Source organism: Stenotrophomonas sp. YAU14A_MKIMI4_1, assembly GCF_003086855.1.
Lineage (GTDB): Bacteria > Pseudomonadota > Gammaproteobacteria > Xanthomonadales > Xanthomonadaceae > Stenotrophomonas.
The window spans coordinates 2,873,448-2,889,989 of record NZ_CP025998.1 but is presented as its reverse complement, the minus strand read 5'-3'; the positions used below and the strand labels follow the sequence as shown (position 1 = coordinate 2,889,989).

16 protein-coding genes are annotated in these 16,542 nt (G+C 67.7%); 9 read left to right on the top strand and 7 right to left on the bottom strand.

The features are described from left to right. Positions 1-67: 67 nt before the first annotated feature. On the bottom strand, positions 68-1,108 hold the full coding sequence (gene epmB / locus C1931_RS13245; protein WP_108756686.1) for an EF-P beta-lysylation protein EpmB: 1,041 nt from the start codon (positions 1,106-1,108) through the stop codon (positions 68-70). Between the two features lie 98 nt (positions 1,109-1,206). Between epmB and efp the strand changes: the two genes are divergently transcribed. The 5 genes from efp to C1931_RS13220 all read left to right on the top strand — a co-directional run bounded on the left by efp (position 1,207) and on the right by C1931_RS13220 (position 5,445). Next, positions 1,207-1,773 carry an elongation factor P gene (gene efp, locus C1931_RS13240; RefSeq protein WP_108750146.1) on the top strand — a complete coding sequence of 189 codons (567 nt, stop codon included), beginning with the start codon at positions 1,207-1,209 and terminating at the stop codon, positions 1,771-1,773. 179 nt (positions 1,774-1,952) lie between these two features. After that, positions 1,953-3,296 (top strand): TRZ/ATZ family hydrolase, encoded by a 1,344-nt coding sequence (locus C1931_RS13235; protein ID WP_108756685.1) that lies wholly within the window; start codon positions 1,953-1,955, stop codon positions 3,294-3,296. 24 nt (positions 3,297-3,320) lie between these two features. After that, on the top strand, positions 3,321-4,037 hold the full coding sequence (gene ubiG / locus C1931_RS13230) for a bifunctional 2-polyprenyl-6-hydroxyphenol methylase/3-demethylubiquinol 3-O-methyltransferase UbiG (protein WP_108756684.1): 717 nt from the start codon (positions 3,321-3,323) through the stop codon (positions 4,035-4,037). After that, positions 4,034-4,729 (top strand): phosphoglycolate phosphatase, encoded by a 696-nt coding sequence (locus C1931_RS13225; protein WP_108756683.1) that lies wholly within the window; start codon positions 4,034-4,036, stop codon positions 4,727-4,729. The genes ubiG and C1931_RS13225 overlap by 4 nt, the downstream gene beginning before the upstream one ends. A gap of 11 nt (positions 4,730-4,740) precedes the next feature. Continuing rightward, the gene (locus tag C1931_RS13220) at positions 4,741-5,445 is read left to right on the top strand and encodes a squalene/phytoene synthase family protein (RefSeq protein WP_108753634.1); all 705 of its coding nucleotides are present in this window, start codon (positions 4,741-4,743) and stop codon (positions 5,443-5,445) included. A 471-nt stretch (positions 5,446-5,916) separates the two neighbouring features. On the opposite strand, the gene C1931_RS13215 is transcribed toward C1931_RS13220, so the two are convergent. From C1931_RS13215 to yidD, 3 genes are read right to left on the bottom strand one after another with little or no spacing between them, the layout of a single operon-like run. Then, positions 5,917-6,765 carry a M23 family metallopeptidase gene (locus C1931_RS13215; protein ID WP_199913882.1) on the bottom strand — a complete coding sequence of 283 codons (849 nt, stop codon included), beginning with the start codon at positions 6,763-6,765 and terminating at the stop codon, positions 5,917-5,919. Next, entirely contained in the window at positions 6,765-8,111 is a 1,347-nt protein-coding gene (locus C1931_RS13210; RefSeq protein ID WP_108756681.1) for a dihydroorotase, read from the bottom strand. The genes C1931_RS13215 and C1931_RS13210 overlap by 1 nt, the downstream gene beginning before the upstream one ends. Before the next feature lies 1 nt (position 8,112). Then, positions 8,113-8,367, bottom strand: coding sequence for a membrane protein insertion efficiency factor YidD (yidD, locus tag C1931_RS13205; RefSeq protein WP_108750139.1), 255 nt, complete (start codon positions 8,365-8,367; stop codon positions 8,113-8,115). Positions 8,368-8,640: 273 nt separating this feature from the next. Here yidD and dksA point away from each other — a divergent pair, with 273 nt between their 5' ends. After that, complete coding sequence (gene dksA / locus C1931_RS13200; protein ID WP_108756680.1) at positions 8,641-9,882, top strand: RNA polymerase-binding protein DksA; 1,242 nt, start codon at positions 8,641-8,643, stop codon at positions 9,880-9,882. Between the two features lie 123 nt (positions 9,883-10,005). Here the strand turns inward: dksA and C1931_RS13195 are convergent, their stop codons facing one another. From C1931_RS13195 to cysS, 3 genes are read right to left on the bottom strand one after another with little or no spacing between them, the layout of a single operon-like run. Continuing rightward, the gene (locus tag C1931_RS13195) at positions 10,006-11,253 is read right to left on the bottom strand and encodes an MFS transporter (RefSeq protein WP_108756679.1); all 1,248 of its coding nucleotides are present in this window, start codon (positions 11,251-11,253) and stop codon (positions 10,006-10,008) included. Beyond that, positions 11,250-11,702, bottom strand: a complete 453-nt coding sequence (locus C1931_RS13190; protein ID WP_108753629.1) for a SufE family protein — start codon at positions 11,700-11,702, stop codon at positions 11,250-11,252. Before C1931_RS13190 ends, C1931_RS13195 begins: the two co-directional genes overlap by 4 nt. 54 nt (positions 11,703-11,756) lie before the next feature. Next, positions 11,757-13,133, bottom strand: a complete 1,377-nt coding sequence (cysS, locus tag C1931_RS13185) for a cysteine--tRNA ligase (RefSeq protein ID WP_108756678.1) — start codon at positions 13,131-13,133, stop codon at positions 11,757-11,759. A gap of 175 nt (positions 13,134-13,308) precedes the next feature. On the opposite strand from cysS, the gene C1931_RS13180 reads away from it, so the two are divergent. The 3 genes from C1931_RS13180 to C1931_RS13170 all read left to right on the top strand — a co-directional run bounded on the left by C1931_RS13180 (position 13,309) and on the right by C1931_RS13170 (position 16,462). Beyond that, a complete protein-coding gene (locus C1931_RS13180; RefSeq protein ID WP_108756677.1) occupies positions 13,309-13,872 on the top strand; it encodes a hypothetical protein in 564 nt (187 codons plus the stop codon). Between the two features lie 319 nt (positions 13,873-14,191). Continuing rightward, the gene (locus C1931_RS13175; protein ID WP_108750133.1) at positions 14,192-15,202 is read left to right on the top strand and encodes an N-acetylornithine carbamoyltransferase; all 1,011 of its coding nucleotides are present in this window, start codon (positions 14,192-14,194) and stop codon (positions 15,200-15,202) included. 63 nt (positions 15,203-15,265) lie between these two features. After that, a complete protein-coding gene (locus tag C1931_RS13170; RefSeq protein WP_014037860.1) occupies positions 15,266-16,462 on the top strand; it encodes an argininosuccinate synthase in 1,197 nt (398 codons plus the stop codon). Positions 16,463-16,542 lie beyond the last annotated feature (80 nt).

Sequence of the window (16,542 nt, the reverse complement as noted above, 5' to 3'; positions counted from 1 at the left end):
TGGCGTGGATCTACCGGGGCGGGCGTGAGGCGTAACCAGTAGATCCACGCCATGCGTGGATGCCGGGTTACACCGGGCGCTTGCTTGGGTCGCCGGGCAGTTCGCGCACCAGCTTCGGCACCAGGTAACCGGACAGCCGCGCGGTCAGGCCGGCCACCAGCGCCTTGGCCTGCGCATCGTCCACTTCGAAGTGGGCCACGCCTTCCACCCGGTCCAGCTGGTGCAGGTAGTACGGCAGCACGCCAGCGGCGAAGCTGCGTTCGCTCAGGTCCTGCAGGGCCTGCACGCTGTCGTTCACCCCGCGCAGCAGCACGGCCTGGTTCAGCAGCTGCGCGCCGGTGCCGCGCAGGCGCGCCATGGCGCCGTCGACGCTGGCATCGAACTCGTTGGCATGGTTGGCGTGAACCACAATCGCCAGCGGCCAGGGCAGGCTGCCCAGCCAGGCCAGCAGTTCATCGTCCACGCGCTCGGGCAGCACGATGGGCAGGCGGGTGTGGATGCGCAGGCGGCGCACATGCGGAATCCGCCGCAGCGCGTCGGTCAGTTCCACCAGCTTGTGGGTGGCCAGCGACAGCGGATCGCCGCCGGACAGGATCACCTCGTCGATGTCCGCATCGTCGGCAATGGCCTGCACCGCCTCCTGCCAGCCGCCCTTGGCCGCGTTTTCCGCGCCGTAGTCGAAGTGCCGGCGGAAGCAATAGCGGCAGTTGATCGCGCAGCTGCCGGTGGCCACCAGCAGGGCACGGCCACGGTACTTCTGGATGACCCCGGTGGCCTTCCTGGCCGCGCCATCGCCCACGGCATCGAAGCTGAACCCGGGGACCACCTGCATTTCCGCATCGATCGGCAGCACCTGGCGCAGCAGCGGGTCGCTGGCATCGCCGTGGCGCATGCGGGCGACGAACCCCTGCGGCACGCGCAGCGCGAACTGCGCCATGGCCGCTTCGGAAACCCCCAGCGCCGCCGGGTCCAGGCCCAGCTGGGCCAGCAGCTGCTGCGGGTCACGCAGTGCCTGCCGCCAGAGCTGCTGCCAGCGTGCGGGCGCGCCCGGAGACTGGGGCCGGGGGAAGGCGGAAAGCTGCATGGAGAGGGGGCCTGCGGTTATCATGGGGGCATAAATCAGTTGCCCACCGGGGTTCCGGTGGGCTTTCCATTCTATCCGGCTCGCCGCACCCGCGGCGGTTTTGCCATTTGAGGAGCTTGAGCATGGCCACTGTGGGCATGAATGACGTCAAGAACGGGATGAAGATCCTGGTCAACAACGAACCGGCGGTCATCACGGATACCGAGTATGTGAAGCCGGGCAAGGGCCAGGCCTTCACCCGCGTGAAGTACCGCTTCATCCGTTCGGGCCGCGTGGTGGAACTGACCATGAAGGCGACCGACGACCTGGAAGTGGCCGACGTTGTCGACACCGACATGAACTACATGTACAGCGATGGCGAGTACTGGCACTTCATGGACCCGGAAACCTTCGAGCAGGTGCAGGCCGACAAGGCCGGCATGGGCGGCGCCGAAAAGTGGCTGAAGGGCGAAGAAGCCTGCATCGTGACCCTGTTCAACGGCGCGCCGATCTTCGTGCAGCCGCCGAACTTCGTTGAACTGAAGATCACCGAAACCGATCCGGGCGTGCGTGGTGACACCTCGGGCGGCGGCGGCAAGCCGGCCACCCTGGAAACCGGTGCCGTGGTGCGCGTGCCGCTGTTCGTCAACCAGGATGAAATCATCAAGGTTGATACCCGCTCGGGCGAATACTCCTCGCGCGTGAAGTAATACGGCGCAGCCGGATTACCTGTAGAGCCGAGCCCGCGCTCGGCTTTCCGGGCACCGCCCGGACCCGTTGCTGGCGCCCATGGCGCCGCAGCGGACAGCCGCCGGGCACGGCCCGGCGCTACCGCCTCCCGCCAGGCGCGCCCCTGCCATCACGTTCCCCAATAGCCAAGTGAGCCCGCATGAGCGATAGCCCGCACCTCCCCGAAGCCTGCGACCTGCTCATCGAAGCCGGTTATGTCGTTCCGATCGAGCCGCATGCGGTGGTGCTGGAAGACCATGCCGTGGCCGTGCGTGGCAGCGAAATCGTTGCCATCCTGCCGCGTGCCGAGGCCCGCGCGCGCTTCCGTGCTGCGCAGGTGGTCAGCCGTCCCGACGCGGCGCTGATGCCGGGGCTGGTGAACGCGCACACGCACAATCCGATGACCCTGCTGCGTGGCGTGGCCGACGATCTGCCGTTGATGACCTGGCTGCAGCAGCACATCTGGCCGGTGGAAGCGGCGGTGATCGGGCCCGAATTCGTGGCCGACGGCACCACCCTGGCCATTGCCGAGATGCTGCGCGGCGGCACCACCTGTGCCAACGAAAACTATTTCTTCGGTGACGTGCAGGCCGCGGTCTACAAGAAGCACGGTTTCCGCGCGCTGGTGGGTGCGGTCATCATCGATTTCCCCACCGCCTGGGCCAAGACCGATGACGAATACTTCGCCAAGGCCGGTGAACTGCACGACCAGTGGCGCAGCGACCCGCTGATCGGCACCGCGTTCGCGCCGCATGCGCCGTACACGGTGAACGACGCCAATTTCGAGCGCGTGCGCATGCTGTCCGACCAGTTGGACATGCAGGTGCACCTGCACACCCATGAAACCGCGCAGGAAATCACCGATTCGATCAAGCTGCACGGCCAGCGTCCGCTGGCGCGGCTGGATCGCCTGGGCCTGGTCAACGACCGCCTGATCGCGGTGCACATGACCCAGCTGACCGATGCCGAAATCCACCTGTGCGCCGAACGTGGCGTCAGCGTGGTGCACTGCCCGGAATCGAACCTGAAGCTGGCGTCGGGCTTCTGCCCGGCCTGCGCCCTGCAGCGCGCCGGGGTGAACCTGGCGATCGGCACCGACGGCTGTGCCAGCAACAACGACCTGGACATGTTCAGCGAGAACCGCACCGCGGCCATCCTGGCCAAGGCCGTGGCCGACGATGCCACCGCGCTGGACGCGGCCACCACGCTGCGCGCCTCGACCCTGGGCGGCGCACGCGCGCTGGGCTTCGGCGAGCGCATCGGTTCGATCGAAGTCGGCAAGCAGGCCGACCTGGTCTGCGTCGACCTGTCCGCGCTGGAAACCCAGCCGCTGCACAACGTGCTGTCGCAGCTGGTGTACGCCACCGGCCGCCAGCAGGTCAGCGACGTCTGGATTGCCGGCAAGCCCAAGCTGGTGCAGCGCGAGCTGGTCGGCATGGACCTGCCCGGCATCATCGCCAATGCGCGCCAGTGGCGCGAGCGCATCCGCCATATCCGCGCCTGACCGACGGCGCCGCAAGGATTTCCCATGAACGCCCCGCACGCATCCTCCAATTTCGATCAGGCCGAGCTGGACAAGTTCGCCGCGCTCGCCAACCGCTGGTGGGACGCTGACGGCCCGCAGAAGCCGCTGCACGCGCTCAATCCGGTGCGCCTGAAGTACGTGACCGACCGCGTGCCGCTGCGCGGTGCGCGCGTGCTGGACATCGGCTGCGGTGGCGGCCTGCTGAGCGAGGCGCTGGCCCAGGCCGGCGCTGACGTGACGGCCATCGACCTGGCCCCGGAACTGGTGAAGGTGGCCCGCCTGCACGCGCTGGAAAGTGGCGCGAAGGTGGATTACCGGGTGCAGGCCGCCGAGGACCTGGCCGCCGAACAGCCCGGCAGCTTCGATGTGGTCACCTGCATGGAAATGCTTGAGCACGTGCCGGACCCGGGGGCGATCATCGAAGCCTGCAAGCGTCTGCTGAAGCCGGGCGGCCACCTGTTCCTGTCCACCATCAACCGCACGGCCGCCGCGTTTGCGGTGGCCATTGTCGGCGCCGAGTACGTGGCACGGCTGCTGCCCAAGGGCACCCACCACTACCAGGAATTCATCAAGCCGGCCGAGCTGGCCCGCTGGCTGCGCGAGGCGGATGTGCAGCTGGTGGATGTGAGTGGCATGGCCTACGAGCCGTGGCGCAACCATGCCCGGCTGAGCAGCCGCACCGACATCAACTACCTGGCCTACGCGGTCAAGCCTGAATGAGCAGCGCGTCGTTCCCGCGCGCGGTGCTGTTCGACCTGGACGGCACGCTGCTGGACAGTGCGCCGGACTTCGTCGCCACCTGCGATGCGATGCTGGCCGAACGCGGCCGTGCGCCGGTAGACCCGGCGCAGCTACGCCCGGTGGTGTCCAAGGGGTCGCGCGCCATGGTCGGCGCCGCCTTCCCGGATCTGGACGACGCCGCGCGCGACGCATTGATTCCCGAGTTCCTGCAGCGCTATGAGGCGCTGATCGGCCGGCACGCGGTGCTGTTCGACGGCGTGGCCGGCATGCTGGCCGCGCTGGATGCGGCGGGCACGGTGTGGGGCATCGTCACCAACAAGCCGGAATACCTGGCGCGCCTGGTCCTGCCGCAGCAGGGCTGGCAGCAGCGCTGCGCGGTGCTGGTGGGTGGCGATACGCTGGCCGAACGCAAGCCGCACCCGCTGCCGCTGCTGCATGCCGCGCACGCCATGGGCGTTGCCGCCGAAGACTGCGTGTACGTGGGCGACGACGAGCGCGACATCCTCGCCGCGCGTGCGGCAGCCATGCCGTCGGTGGCGGCGCTGTGGGGCTACCGCCTGCACAGCGACGATCCGCTGGCTTGGCAGGCCGACGTGCTGGTGGAAAACGCCGAACTTCTGCAACTGGCCAGTCTGTGGCCGACCCGGCCGGCAGCCCCGGTCCAGCCGTAAGGAACAATGTAGTGAGCAGTACCGCGCTGGAAAGCTTCCTCGACAAGTGGCGCAGCCGCTGGCCGGAATGGTCGGTGGCCGCACCGTTCGTGGCCGAGCCACAACGTGACCTGGCCGTGGCGTGGTTCGCGCTGCTGCAGGAATTCGATGACATGCTCAACACCAGTGGCGACCCGCTGCCGGCCGACGCCAAGCTGGCGTGGTGGGGCGAAGAGCTGCGCAGCTGGGCCGGGCAGCGCTCGCGCCATCCGCTGGGGCGCCTGCTGGAGCCGGTGCGCGCGCCGTGGGCACAGTTGGCCGAGGCCCTGCCGGACCTGGTCGAGGCACGCACGGTCGCGCTGGACGCCGCCGGCGCCGAGCGCGCGCTGGCCCAGTACGCTGAAGCAGTGGCGGCGGTGGAGGCCGTGCTGTTCAACGACACCCCGCGCAAGGGCGCTGGCCGTGCCGTGCAGCTGCAGACCCTGGCCCAGCGCCTGCAGGACGCTGGCGTGGCCGGTGTGCCGCGCAGCCTGCTGGACGAGGACGCCAGCACGGCCAGCCAGCGCTGGGCGCAGCATCTGCTGAAGGGGTGGGGCACCCGTGTGCCAGGCCCGCGCCCGCGCCGTATCTGGTCCAGCCTGGCCCGCGCCCGCGTGGCCGCGCAGGCCGCAGGCAAGCCGATTGAAGCCACCCCGGTACGCACGCTGCTGCGCGTGTGGTGGGCCGCACGCGGCTGATCGCTGCTGGTGGGTGCGGACCGTGGTCCGCACGCTCTACGGGATCGTGCCGAATCGCATGGCGGTAGATCCACGCCATGCGTGGATGAATGCCCGGTTCGCGCGCGCTGCTGGATTGTGCCGACCAAGGTCGGCACCTACCAAATCGCATTGCAGTAGATCCACGCCATGCGTGGATGAATGCCCGGTCCGCGCGCGCTGCGGGATCGTGCCGACCAAGGCCGGCACCTACCAAGGCACATTGCGGTAGATCCACGCCATGCGTGGATGAATGCCCGGTCCGCGCGCGCTGCGAGATCGTGCCGACCAAGGCCGGCACCTACCAAGGCGCATTGCGGTAGATCCACGCCATGCGTGGATGAATGCCCGGTCCGCGCGCGCTGCGGGATCGTGCCGACCAAGGTCGGCACCTACCAAATCACATTGCGGTAGATCCACGCCATGCGTGGATGAATGCCCGGTCCGCGCGCGCTATTTGCGTTCCAGCACCAGCAGCGGGTCGATGCGGGTATCGAACCAGTTCATGCCCCAGTGCAGGTGCGGGCCGGTGGCGCGGCCAGTAGCGCCGACGGCGGCAATCACCTGGCCCTGCTCGACACGATCGCCCACCTTCACGTCGATGCGTGACAGGTGCAGGAAGTTCGAGCTGATGCCGTAGCCATGGTCGATCAGCAACGTGCCGCCGGTCAGGTACAGATCCGGGCCGGCGAAGGTGACCACGCCGGCGGCCGGTGCCTTCACCGGGGTGCCGGTGGGTACCGCGATATCCATGCCGGAATGGCCTGCACCGGGCTGGCCGTTGTACACGCGCGCATTGCCGAAGCGGCCGCTGATGCGGCCCTGCACCGGCCAGATGAAGGTCTGGGTGAAATCGGTGCGGTTGTCATCGCGGGCGCGCGCTGCGGTCACCTGCGCCTGTTCGCGCTTGATGCGCTCGGCAATCGCCGGTGGCGGATTGACCGTCTTCGGCGGCACGCCGTTCACGCGCTCGGTCGGCCAGTCGCGCGGGGTCACCGAAATCGTGGCCGTCTCGCTGCCGCCATCCGGGCGCTGCACCTGCACCTGCAGTGGGCCTTTCTCGTCGCGGCCGATGCCGAACACCACGCTGCCGTAGTTGCTCACGCGCAGGTCGCGGCCGGCGTAGCGCACGCGGCTGCCAGCCGGCACCTTGCCGATCACCATGGCACCCTGCGAAGCGCTGGGCGGGAACACCACGCGGCTGTCGATCAGGCTGCCGATGCCATCCTGCGCCTGTGCCGGCGGTGCGTTGAGCAGGGGCGCGGCCAACAGCAGCGCCCCCAACAGAAGTGCCGGACGCATCATCGGTCGTAGGTCATGCGCTGGCCGGCCGGTTCGCCCACCAGTTTGCTGCCGTCCCACACCAGCTGGCCGTTCACCCAGGTCGAGGCCACGCGCGAGCGGAAGGTGGTGCCTTCGAACGGCGACCAGCCGCACTTGGACAGCACGTCCTCGCGCTTGACGGTGAACGGCACGTCTTCCACCAGCACCAGGTCGGCGAAGTAGCCTTCGCGCAGGAAGCCGCGCTCTTCCACGTCGAACAGCTGCGCCGGGGCGTGGGCGAACTTCTGCACCACCTGCTCGCGGGTCAGCTTGCCTTCGTGCACGCGCTCCAGCGCGGCCACCAGGGCGTACTGCACCAGCGGCAGGCCCGACGGCGCCTGCGCATAGGGCTTCTGCTTCTCTTCCCAGGTATGCGGGGCGTGGTCGGTGGCCAGCACGTCCAGCACATCGTCAGCCAGCGCGGCGGTGATCGCCTCGCGGTCGGACACTTCCTTGATGGCCGGGTTGCACTTGATCAGGTTGCCCTTGGTCGCGTAATCCGGGCGCGCGAAGTGCAGGAAGTGCACGCAGGTTTCGGCGGTGATCTGCTTGCGGCTGCCGTCGGCGCGGATCAGCGGGCCCTTCTCGAACAGCGCCAGTTCGTCGGCGGTGGAAATGTGCAGCACGTGCAGGCGGGTGCCGTGCTTGCGTGCCAGCGACATGGCCAGGCGGGTCGATTTGATGCAGGCCTCGCGCGAGCGGATGTCCGGGTGCATGTCCGGGGTCAGCGCATCGCCGTACTTTTCCTGGAATGCCTTCAGGTTGGCATCGATCATCGGCGTGTCTTCGCAGTGCGTGATGATCGGGGTCGGGCATTCGCGGAAGATCGCATCCAGCGTGTCCGGGTCGTCCACCAGCATGTTGCCGGTGGACGCGCCCATGAACACCTTCACGCCCGGCGCCTTCTTCGGGTCCAGTGCGCGGATCGCTTCCAGATTGTCATTGCTGGCGCCGTGGTAGAAACCATAGTTGGCCCAGGCGCGGCCGCGGGCCAGTTCGTACTTGGCCTCCAGGATGGTCGAATCCAGCGTGGGCGGGTTGGTGTTGGGCATGTCCATGAAGCTGGTCAGGCCGCCGGCCACGGCCGCCGCCGATTCGCTGGCGATGTCGCCCTTGTGGGTCAGGCCCGGTTCGCGGAAATGCACCTGGTCGTCGATCATGCCGGGCAGCAGCCACCGCCCCGCCGCGTCCACCACCTGTTCGCCGTCGCGCGGGGCCAGCCCGCTGCCGATCTGCGCGATGCGGCCGTTCTCGATGCGCAGGTCGCCGTCGAAGGTGCGGCCTTCGTTGACCATGCGGGCATTGGTGATGAGGGTGGAGGACATGTCAGTGTTTTCCTGTGCAACGGCAAGAAGGGGCGTGGGAAGACTCGGGCACTGGATCGAAGCCGCCGGGATGGAAGGGATGGCAGCGGCCCAGCCGGCGCGCGGCCAGCCAGCTGCCGCGCAGCGGGCCGTGGCGGCCGATGGCCTCCATCGCGTATTCAGAACAACTGGGCACGAAACGGCAGCGCGGCCCCAGCAGGGGGCTGATGAAGCGCTTGTAGAAGCGCAGCAGGGCGATGAGCAGGCGCGAGATCACCCAGTCATCTTATGCCAGTTGGCATGAAGGCCGCATTTGTGCAGGATGGGCCGTTGGTCGCATGTCGCCGATGGCCTGCGACCGGTGCTGGCACCCTTGCAGGTGCCGGCCAGGTTCCGCACCGCGCAGGGCGGCCAGGTTGTTCGGACCGCCACGTTGGGCCCGCTGGCTCCAGGACTGAATGGAGCAGGCCCCCAAGGTTGCTGCTGCCGGTCGGGTAGGCTATAAAGGCCCGCTTTCCCGGGCCCCGGGGAATCCAAGGAAGAGCGTTTCGTGGCTGCTAAAAAAACTGCAAAGAAGGCCGTCAAGGCCGCCAAGAAAACCGCCAAGCCTGTTGTGAAGAAGTTGGCGGCCAAGCCCGTTGCCCCGAAGTCGGCCAGCAAGCCGGCAGCGAAGGCGGCGTCATCGCAACCGGCGGCCAGGAAGGCCACCGCAAAGAAGACCCCGGCCAAGGCCGCCAAACCCGCCGTGGCCAAGAAGGCAGCGCCGGTGAAGGCCAAGCCTGCGGCCGCGGCGAAGAAGGCCCCGGTGGCGAAGAAGACCGCTGCCAAGGCTGCTCCGGTGAAGAAGGCTGCCGCCAAGCCGGCGCCCAAACCGGTTGCCAGGAAGGCCGCGCCCAAGCCGGCACCGAAGCCGGTGACCAGCAAGGGCGCTGCCAAGCCCGCCGCGAAGAAAGCGGCTGCCGCTAAACCGGCGCCCGCACCTGCCGTTGTAAAGAAGGCCGCAAAGAATGTTGCCAAGCCGGCTGCAAAGCCGGCCCCGGCCCCCGTAGTGAAGTCCGCACCGAAGCCTGCCGCAAAGCCTGCTCCGGCCAAGCCTGTCCCGGCCAAGACCGCCCCCGTGGTTGCTGCCCCTCCGGCCCCCAAGCCGGCTGCGGCCGCCGCCCCGGTTGCTTCGAAGGCCCCGCAATCCAAGAATCCCGTGCCCGTTTCGAAATCGCCTGCCAAGACCGCCGTGAAATCCGCCGTGAATCCTGATACCGCTCCGAAGACCGTGTCGCGCCCCGTCGGCAAGGTTGCCGTGGCTGTGACCGCCCGTTCGGCGGCGCCGGCCCCGCGCAGCAAGTACAAGGTCATCGAATACAAGACCGACGAGGCCACTGGCCGCCCGATCCTGCCGGCTGGCTACAAGCCGTCCTCGGAAGAGGAATACATGAGCTCGCTGCAGCAGGAATACTTCCGTCAGCGCCTGCAGAACTGGCGTGGTGACCTGGTGGAAGAGTCCAAGCAGACCATCGAAAACCTGCGTGAGGAAGTGCGTGACATCGGCGACGAAGCCGAGCGTGCGACCCGCGAGACCGAGAACTCGCTGGAACTGCGTACCCGTGACCGCTACCGCAAGCTGATCGGCAAGATCGACAGCACCCTCAAGCGCCTGGAAGCAGGTGACTACGGCTACTGCGTGGACACTGGTGAAGAAATCGGCCTGGAGCGCCTGGAAGCGCGCCTGACCGCCGAGCGCACCATCGACGCCCAGGAGCGTTGGGAGCACCTGCAGAAGCAGCAGGGCGACTGATTCCAGAGCATTGTGGGGTCATGCGAAAAACCCGGCCTTGGCCGGGTTTTTTGTTGGGTGGTCGCCGGATCCGGAAACATTCATCCACGCATGGCGTGGATCTGCCGGGCGCCGCCGCGGACGTTATTGCAGGTCGCGCAGATTCAACTTCCGCAGCGTCGGGTTCTTCCAGGCGGTGATGCCGGCCACGCCCAGCACCGCGCAGCCGCCCAGCACCACCGCTGGCACCAGGCCCAGCAGCTTGGCCATCGTGCCGGCGTAGAACGCGCCCAGTTCGTTGGACGAGCTGATGAAGATGCCATTGATGGAAGACACCCGCCCGCGCATTTCCTCGGGCGTGGCCAGCTGCAGGATGGTCGAGCGCACCACCACAGACACGCCATCGAACGCCCCGTAGAACAGCAGGATCAGCGCCGACAGCCAGAAGTGCTGGGACAGGCCGAAGCTGACCACGCACAGGCCGAACCCGGCCACGGCGAACAGCAGCACGCGCCCGGCGTTCTTCTGCAGCGGGTGGCGGGCCAGCCACAGGCCCACCGCAATCGAACCCAACGCCGGCGCCGCGCGCAGGATGCCCAGCCCTTCCGGGCCATGGTGCAGGATCTCCTGCAGGAAGGCCGGCAGCATCGCCACCACGCCGCCCAGCAGCACCGAGAACATGTCCAGCGCCATCGCGCCGACCATGATGCGGTTGCCGACCACGAAGCGCGCACCTTCGGCGATGCTCTTGAAGATCGGCGCGGCCGGGCCGTCATGCACCGGTTCGCTCACTTTCAGCGTGGCCAGGCAGCCCAGCGCGACCAGCGCGAAGCCGGTGGCCACCGCGTAGGAGAGCCCCTTGCCGCCCCAGCCAACCAGGATGCCGCCCAGCGCCGGGCCCACCACCATGCCCGACTGGAACACCACGCTGCCCAGCCCGGCGCCGCGCGCGAACTGCTCACGGGCCAGCACGCGGGCGAACAGGGCGTTGTAGATGGGTGACAGGAAGGCACGCACCATGCCGGTCAGGGCGATGGCCGCATAGATCGGCCAGACCCCGTGGAACGGCAGCCAGCCCTTTGCCACGCAGGTCAGCACGATGGCCGTGGCCACCAGCCCGGCGCAGGCAACCATGCCCAGCCGGCGCCGCGGCAGGTGGTCCACCAGGTAGCCGGCAAACGGCGCCACGCAGAAGAACGGCAGCACCTCGGCCAGGCCGACCAGGCCCAGCGAGAACGGATTGCGGGTGACTTCGTAGATGTGCCAGCCGACGGTGACGGCCACCACCTGGTAGGACAGCATGGCGAAGATGCGGTAGGCCAGCAGCTTGGCAAAGCCGGGCCGGCCCAGCAGGGCCAGCGCGCCTTCCTCTCCAGTGGCGGCGGCGTTCACGGCTGTTCGCGCTGCAGCTGGGCCTGCGCGGTCTCGCGGATGAAGGCCAGCATCGCGGCCACGCCATTACTGCGGGTGGGCGAGAGGTGGCGGGCCAGGCCGATGTCCTGGATGTAGCTGGGTTCGGTGGCCAGGATTTCCTGGGCCGAGCGGCCCGAGTACACGCGCAGGGCCAGGAAGATCAGGCCCGAGACGATGGCCGAATCGCTGATGGCGTGGAAGCGCAGCGACTGCGCGTTGCCTTCCGGCACGATCCACACCATCGACTGGCAGCCCAGCAGGCGGTGCTCTTCGGTCTTCCACTCTTCCGGGAAGGTCGGCAGCTTGCGGCCCAGATCGATCAGGTACTGGTAGCGTTCGGACCAGTCGCCAAAGAAGGCGAATTCTTCGGCAATGGCGCTCTGCGCCTCGGCGGCGGTGGGTTCAAGCGGGAACGGGGAGTCGGTCACAACGGTCTCTGCAGTGGGGGCGTGGCCGGGGGCGCCGGCCACGGGGCAGGGCGGTCAGGCGCGCTTGCGCACCCAGCGCACGCCCTGCGGGGTGTCTTCCAGCACGATGCCCTCGGCGGCCAGCTGGTCGCGGATGGCGTCGGAGCGGGCGAAATCGCGGGCCTGCTTGGCCGCGGCACGTTCGTCGATCAGGCCCTGGATGCGCGCATCGTCGTCGCCTTCGCTGGCGGCGGTGCCGAACCACTGCGCCGGGTCGGCCTGCAGCAGGCCCAGCGCCAGGCCGGCGCCGAGCAGCTCGCTCTTCAGGCGCGCGCGCTCGGTCGGGTCGGTGGCACGGCGGGCCTCGCCGGCAATGCGGGCGACCTCGGCCAGCGCCTGTGGGGTGTTCAGGTCATCGTCCAGGGTGGCTTCCACCGACGCCGGAATGACGGCCGCAGCATCCACGTCCACCAGGTCGCGCAGGGTGCCGTACAGGCGGTCCAGGGTGCGCGCGGACTGTTCGATGAGTGCATCGGACCAGTCCAGCGGCTGCCGGTAATGGGCCGACAGCAGGGCCAGGCGCAGCGCTTCGGGCGGGTGCTGGCGTACCAGGTCGTGCACGCGCTCGATGTTGCCCAGCGACTTGCTCATCTTGGCGCCGCCGAAGTTGAGCATGCCGTTGTGCAGCCAGAAGCGGGCGAAGACCTTGCCACCGTGCGCGCATTCGCTCTGCGCGATCTCGTTCTCGTGGTGCGGGAACTGCAGGTCCACGCCGCCGGCGTGGATGTCGATGGTCTCGCCCAGGTGGGCGGCGGCCATCGCCGAGCATTCGATGTGCCAGCCCGGGCGGCCGCGGCCCCACGGCGATTCCCAGCCGGGCAGGTCGTCGCTGGACGGCTTCCACAGCACGAAATCGCCGGCGTCGCGCTTGTACGGGGCCACTTCCACGCGGGCGCCGGCCAGCATTTCTTCCGGGTCGCGGCGCGAAAGCTTGCCGTAGCCATCGAAGCTGGCCACTGCGAACAGCACGTGGCCCTCGGCGGCGTAGGCATGGCCGTTGTCGATCAGCTGCTCGATCATGGTGATGATCTGCGGCATGTGCGCGGTTACTTCCGGCTCGATGTCCGGCGGCACCACGCCCAGCGCGGCCATGTCTTCACGGTAGGCGGCGGCGAACTTGTCGGTGATGGTGCTGATCGGCACGCCCTGCTCGCGCGCGGCGGTGTTGATCTTGTCGTCCACGTCGGTGATGTTGCGGGCGTAGCGCAGCGCGCCGAAGCGGCGCCGCAGCAGGTCGGCCAGCACCCCAAACACCACCGGGCCACGGGCGTTGCCGATATGCACGTAGTTGTAGACCGTGGGGCCGCACACATACAGGGTCGGACAGGCCGGATCGATCGGGGTGAACGGTTCGAGCTGGCGAGTCAGGTTGTTGTGCAGGCGCAGGGTCATGGGGATCGGGGTGGGGGACAAGCCTGTGATTTTAGAACGTGTCGGGGCCCTTTGGGGGCGCCGGAGCCCACTGGCGGGTGGGGTGGGGTGGGCAGGAGCGGCGCGGACGGGTAATGTTCAGCCCCTTGCGGTCGTCACTGCCTACACTATTGCCGTGTCCTTCCTTCCGTCGCCAATGAAAACCACCGCGTTGCTGACCCTGGCCTGCCTGTCGGCGGCGCCGTTCGTGGTCCGGGCCCAGGAGGCCGAGCCGCGCAACCGGGTGGTGATCGTGGAGAACGTGAAGTTCGACTACGCCCAGGTGCTGAACGTCGAGCCGGTGTTCCAGACCCTGCGCGCCACCCGCACCGAAGAGCACTGCGAGCCGGTGTCCACCCGCACCCTGGCCCCGGTGAACGTGACCGGCGAGGAGCCGGTGGAGGACAAGGGCAGGATCGGCCGCTTCTGGGATTCGGTGCGCTCGATGTTCAAGCGCAGCGACGAGGAGGCCGCCCAGGAGGTGGCCGCCGAGAATCCGGCCCCGGCCCCGGCCAACAATGGCCCCATGCTGACCCGCGACTGCCGCATCGTGCCGGTGGGCCGTGAATTCCGCCGCCCCATCGCCTACGACGTGGATTACGTCTATAAGGGCACCAAGTACCGCTCGCGGCTGCCGGAAGACCCCGGCAACCGGCTGAAGATCCGGGTGTCGATCACCCCGTGGGTGGGTGCCGACCAGACCGCTGGCGCTTCCCCCTGATTCTGCGACGCCTGCCCCTTGCGCAGGCCCCCCGCCCATGCAAAGATGTTCGGCCATGAAGCTCACCGACTTCCAGCACGACAGCAGCGCCGCCCGCCAGGCCACTGGCATGACGTCGCGTGCCCGTCGACCGGAACCCCACATTTCCGCTGGGTAACCGGAGCTTTCTGCTGTTCGTCCGAAAAAAACCCAGCCCGCCGGCTGGGTTTTTTCGTTTCCGCGTCCTGAAAGCTTCATCTGCAACCATTTCGCACCACCCTGTTTGCCGGTTTTCCCTTCCACCGCGCCGCAGCCCGGCGCCGCCACGCAAGGAAAGATGATGTCCCCCAAGCACTTCCTGAACACCCAGGACTGGAGCCGCAGCGAGCTTGACGCCCTGCTGACCCAGGCCGAGCTGTTCAAGCGCAACAAGATCGGCGACCAGCTCAAGGGCAAGTCGATCGCGCTGGTGTTCTTCAACCCGTCCATGCGCACCCGTACCAGCTTCGAACTGGGCGCCTTCCAGCTCGGTGCCCACGCGGTGGTGCTGCAGCCGGGCAAGGATGCGTGGCCGATCGAGTTCAACCTCGGCACGGTGATGGATGGCGATACCGAAGAGCACATCGCCGAAGTGGCCAAGGTGCTGGGCCGTTACTGCGACATCATCGCCGTGCGCGCGTTCCCCAAGTTCGTGGACTGGGCCTACGACCGCCAGGACATCGTCCTCAACAGCTTCGCCAAGTACTCCCCGGTGCCGGTCATCAACATGGAGACCATCACCCACCCGTGCCAGGAGCTGGCCCACATCATGGCCCTGCAGGAACACTTCGGTACGCAGGACCTGCGTGGCAAGAAGTACGTGCTGACCTGGACCTACCACCCCAAGCCGCTGAACACCGCGGTGGCCAATTCGGCGCTGACCATCGCCACCCGCATGGGCATGGACGTGACCCTGCTGTGCCCGACCGCCGATTACATCCTGGACGACCGCTACATGGGCTGGGCCGAGCAGAACGTGGCCGAGAGCGGCGGTTCGCTGAAGATCAGCCATGACATCGACAGCGCCTACGCCGGTGCCGACGTAGTGTACGCCAAGAGCTGGGGCGCGCTGCCGTTCTTCGGCAACTGGGAGCCGGAAAAGCCGATCCGCGACCAGTACAAGCACTTCATCGTCGACGAACGCAAGATGGCGCTGACCAACAACGGTGTGTTCAGCCACTGCCTGCCGCTGCGCCGCAACGTGAAGGCCACCGACGGCGTGATGGATTCGCCGCAGTGCATCGCCATCAACGAAGCCGAGAACCGCCTGCACGTGCAGAAGGCGATCATGGCCGCCGTTGCCGGGCGCTGATTTTTTTCCGATTCAATCATTTCCGCCGGGCACGGCCCGGCGCTACCAGGACATACCCTCCCCATGAGCAACAAAGACGTCGTTCTCGCCTTCTCCGGCGGCCTGGATACCAGCTTCTGCGTGCCCTACCTGCAGGAGCGCGGCTACAACGTGCACACCGTGTTCGCCGATACCGGCGGCGTGGATGATGAAGAGCGCGATTTCATCGAAAAGCGCGCCGCCGAACTGGGCGTCACCAGCCACGTGACCGTCAACGGTGGCCCGGCCATCTGGGAAGGCTTCGTCAAGCCGTTCGTGTGGGCCGGCGAAGGCTATCAGGGCCAGTACCCGCTGCTGGTGTCCGACCGCTACCTGATCGTCGATGCCGCGCTGAAGCGTGCCGCCGAACTGGGCACCAACATCATCGCCCACGGCTGCACCGGCATGGGCAACGACCAGGTCCGCTTCGACCTGGCCGTGAAGGCCCTGGGTGACTACCAGATCATCGCGCCGATCCGCGAGATCCAGAAAGAACACACCCAGACCCGCGCCTATGAGCAGAAGTACCTGGAAGAGCGCGGCTTCGGCGTGCGCGCCAAGCAGCAGGCCTACACCATCAACGAGAACCTGCTGGGCGTGACCATGTCCGGCGGCGAGATCGACCGTTGGGAAGCACCGGGCGAAGGCGCCCGCGGCTGGTGCTCGCCGCGCAGCGAGTGGCCGGAACAGGCGCTGACCGTCACCCTGAAGTTCGTGGAAGGCGAAGCCGTTGAACTGAACGGCAAGGCCCTGCCGGGCGACCAGATCCTGGCCCAGCTGAACAAGCTGTTCGCCCCCTATGGGGTCGGCCGTGGCGTCTACACCGGTGACACCGTGATCGGCCTGAAGGGCCGCATCGTGTTCGAAGCACCGGGCCTGGTTTCGCTGCTGGCCGCGCACCGCGCGCTGGAAGATGCGGTGCTGACCAAGCAGCAGAACCGCTTCAAGCCGGACGTGGCGCGCAAGTGGGTGGAGCTGGTGTACGAAGGCTTCTACCACGACCCGCTGAAGACCGACATCGAAGCGTTCCTGAAGTCCTCGCAGGCCAAGGTGAACGGCGAAGTGGTGCTGGAAACCCGTGGCGGCCGCGTCGACGCGGTGGCGGTGAAGTCGCCGCACCTGCTCAACACCAAGGGTGCCACCTACGCGCAGTCGGCCGACTGGGGCGTGGAAGAGGCCGAAGGCTTCATCAAGCTCTTTGGCATGAGCTCGACCCTGTATGCGCAGGTCAACCGCGGCTAAGCCGCGATCGATGCGCACGTGCGCCCTTCACTGCGAAGGGCGCGCGGCACCAGACGCGATTCGGTAGCGCCGGGCCATGC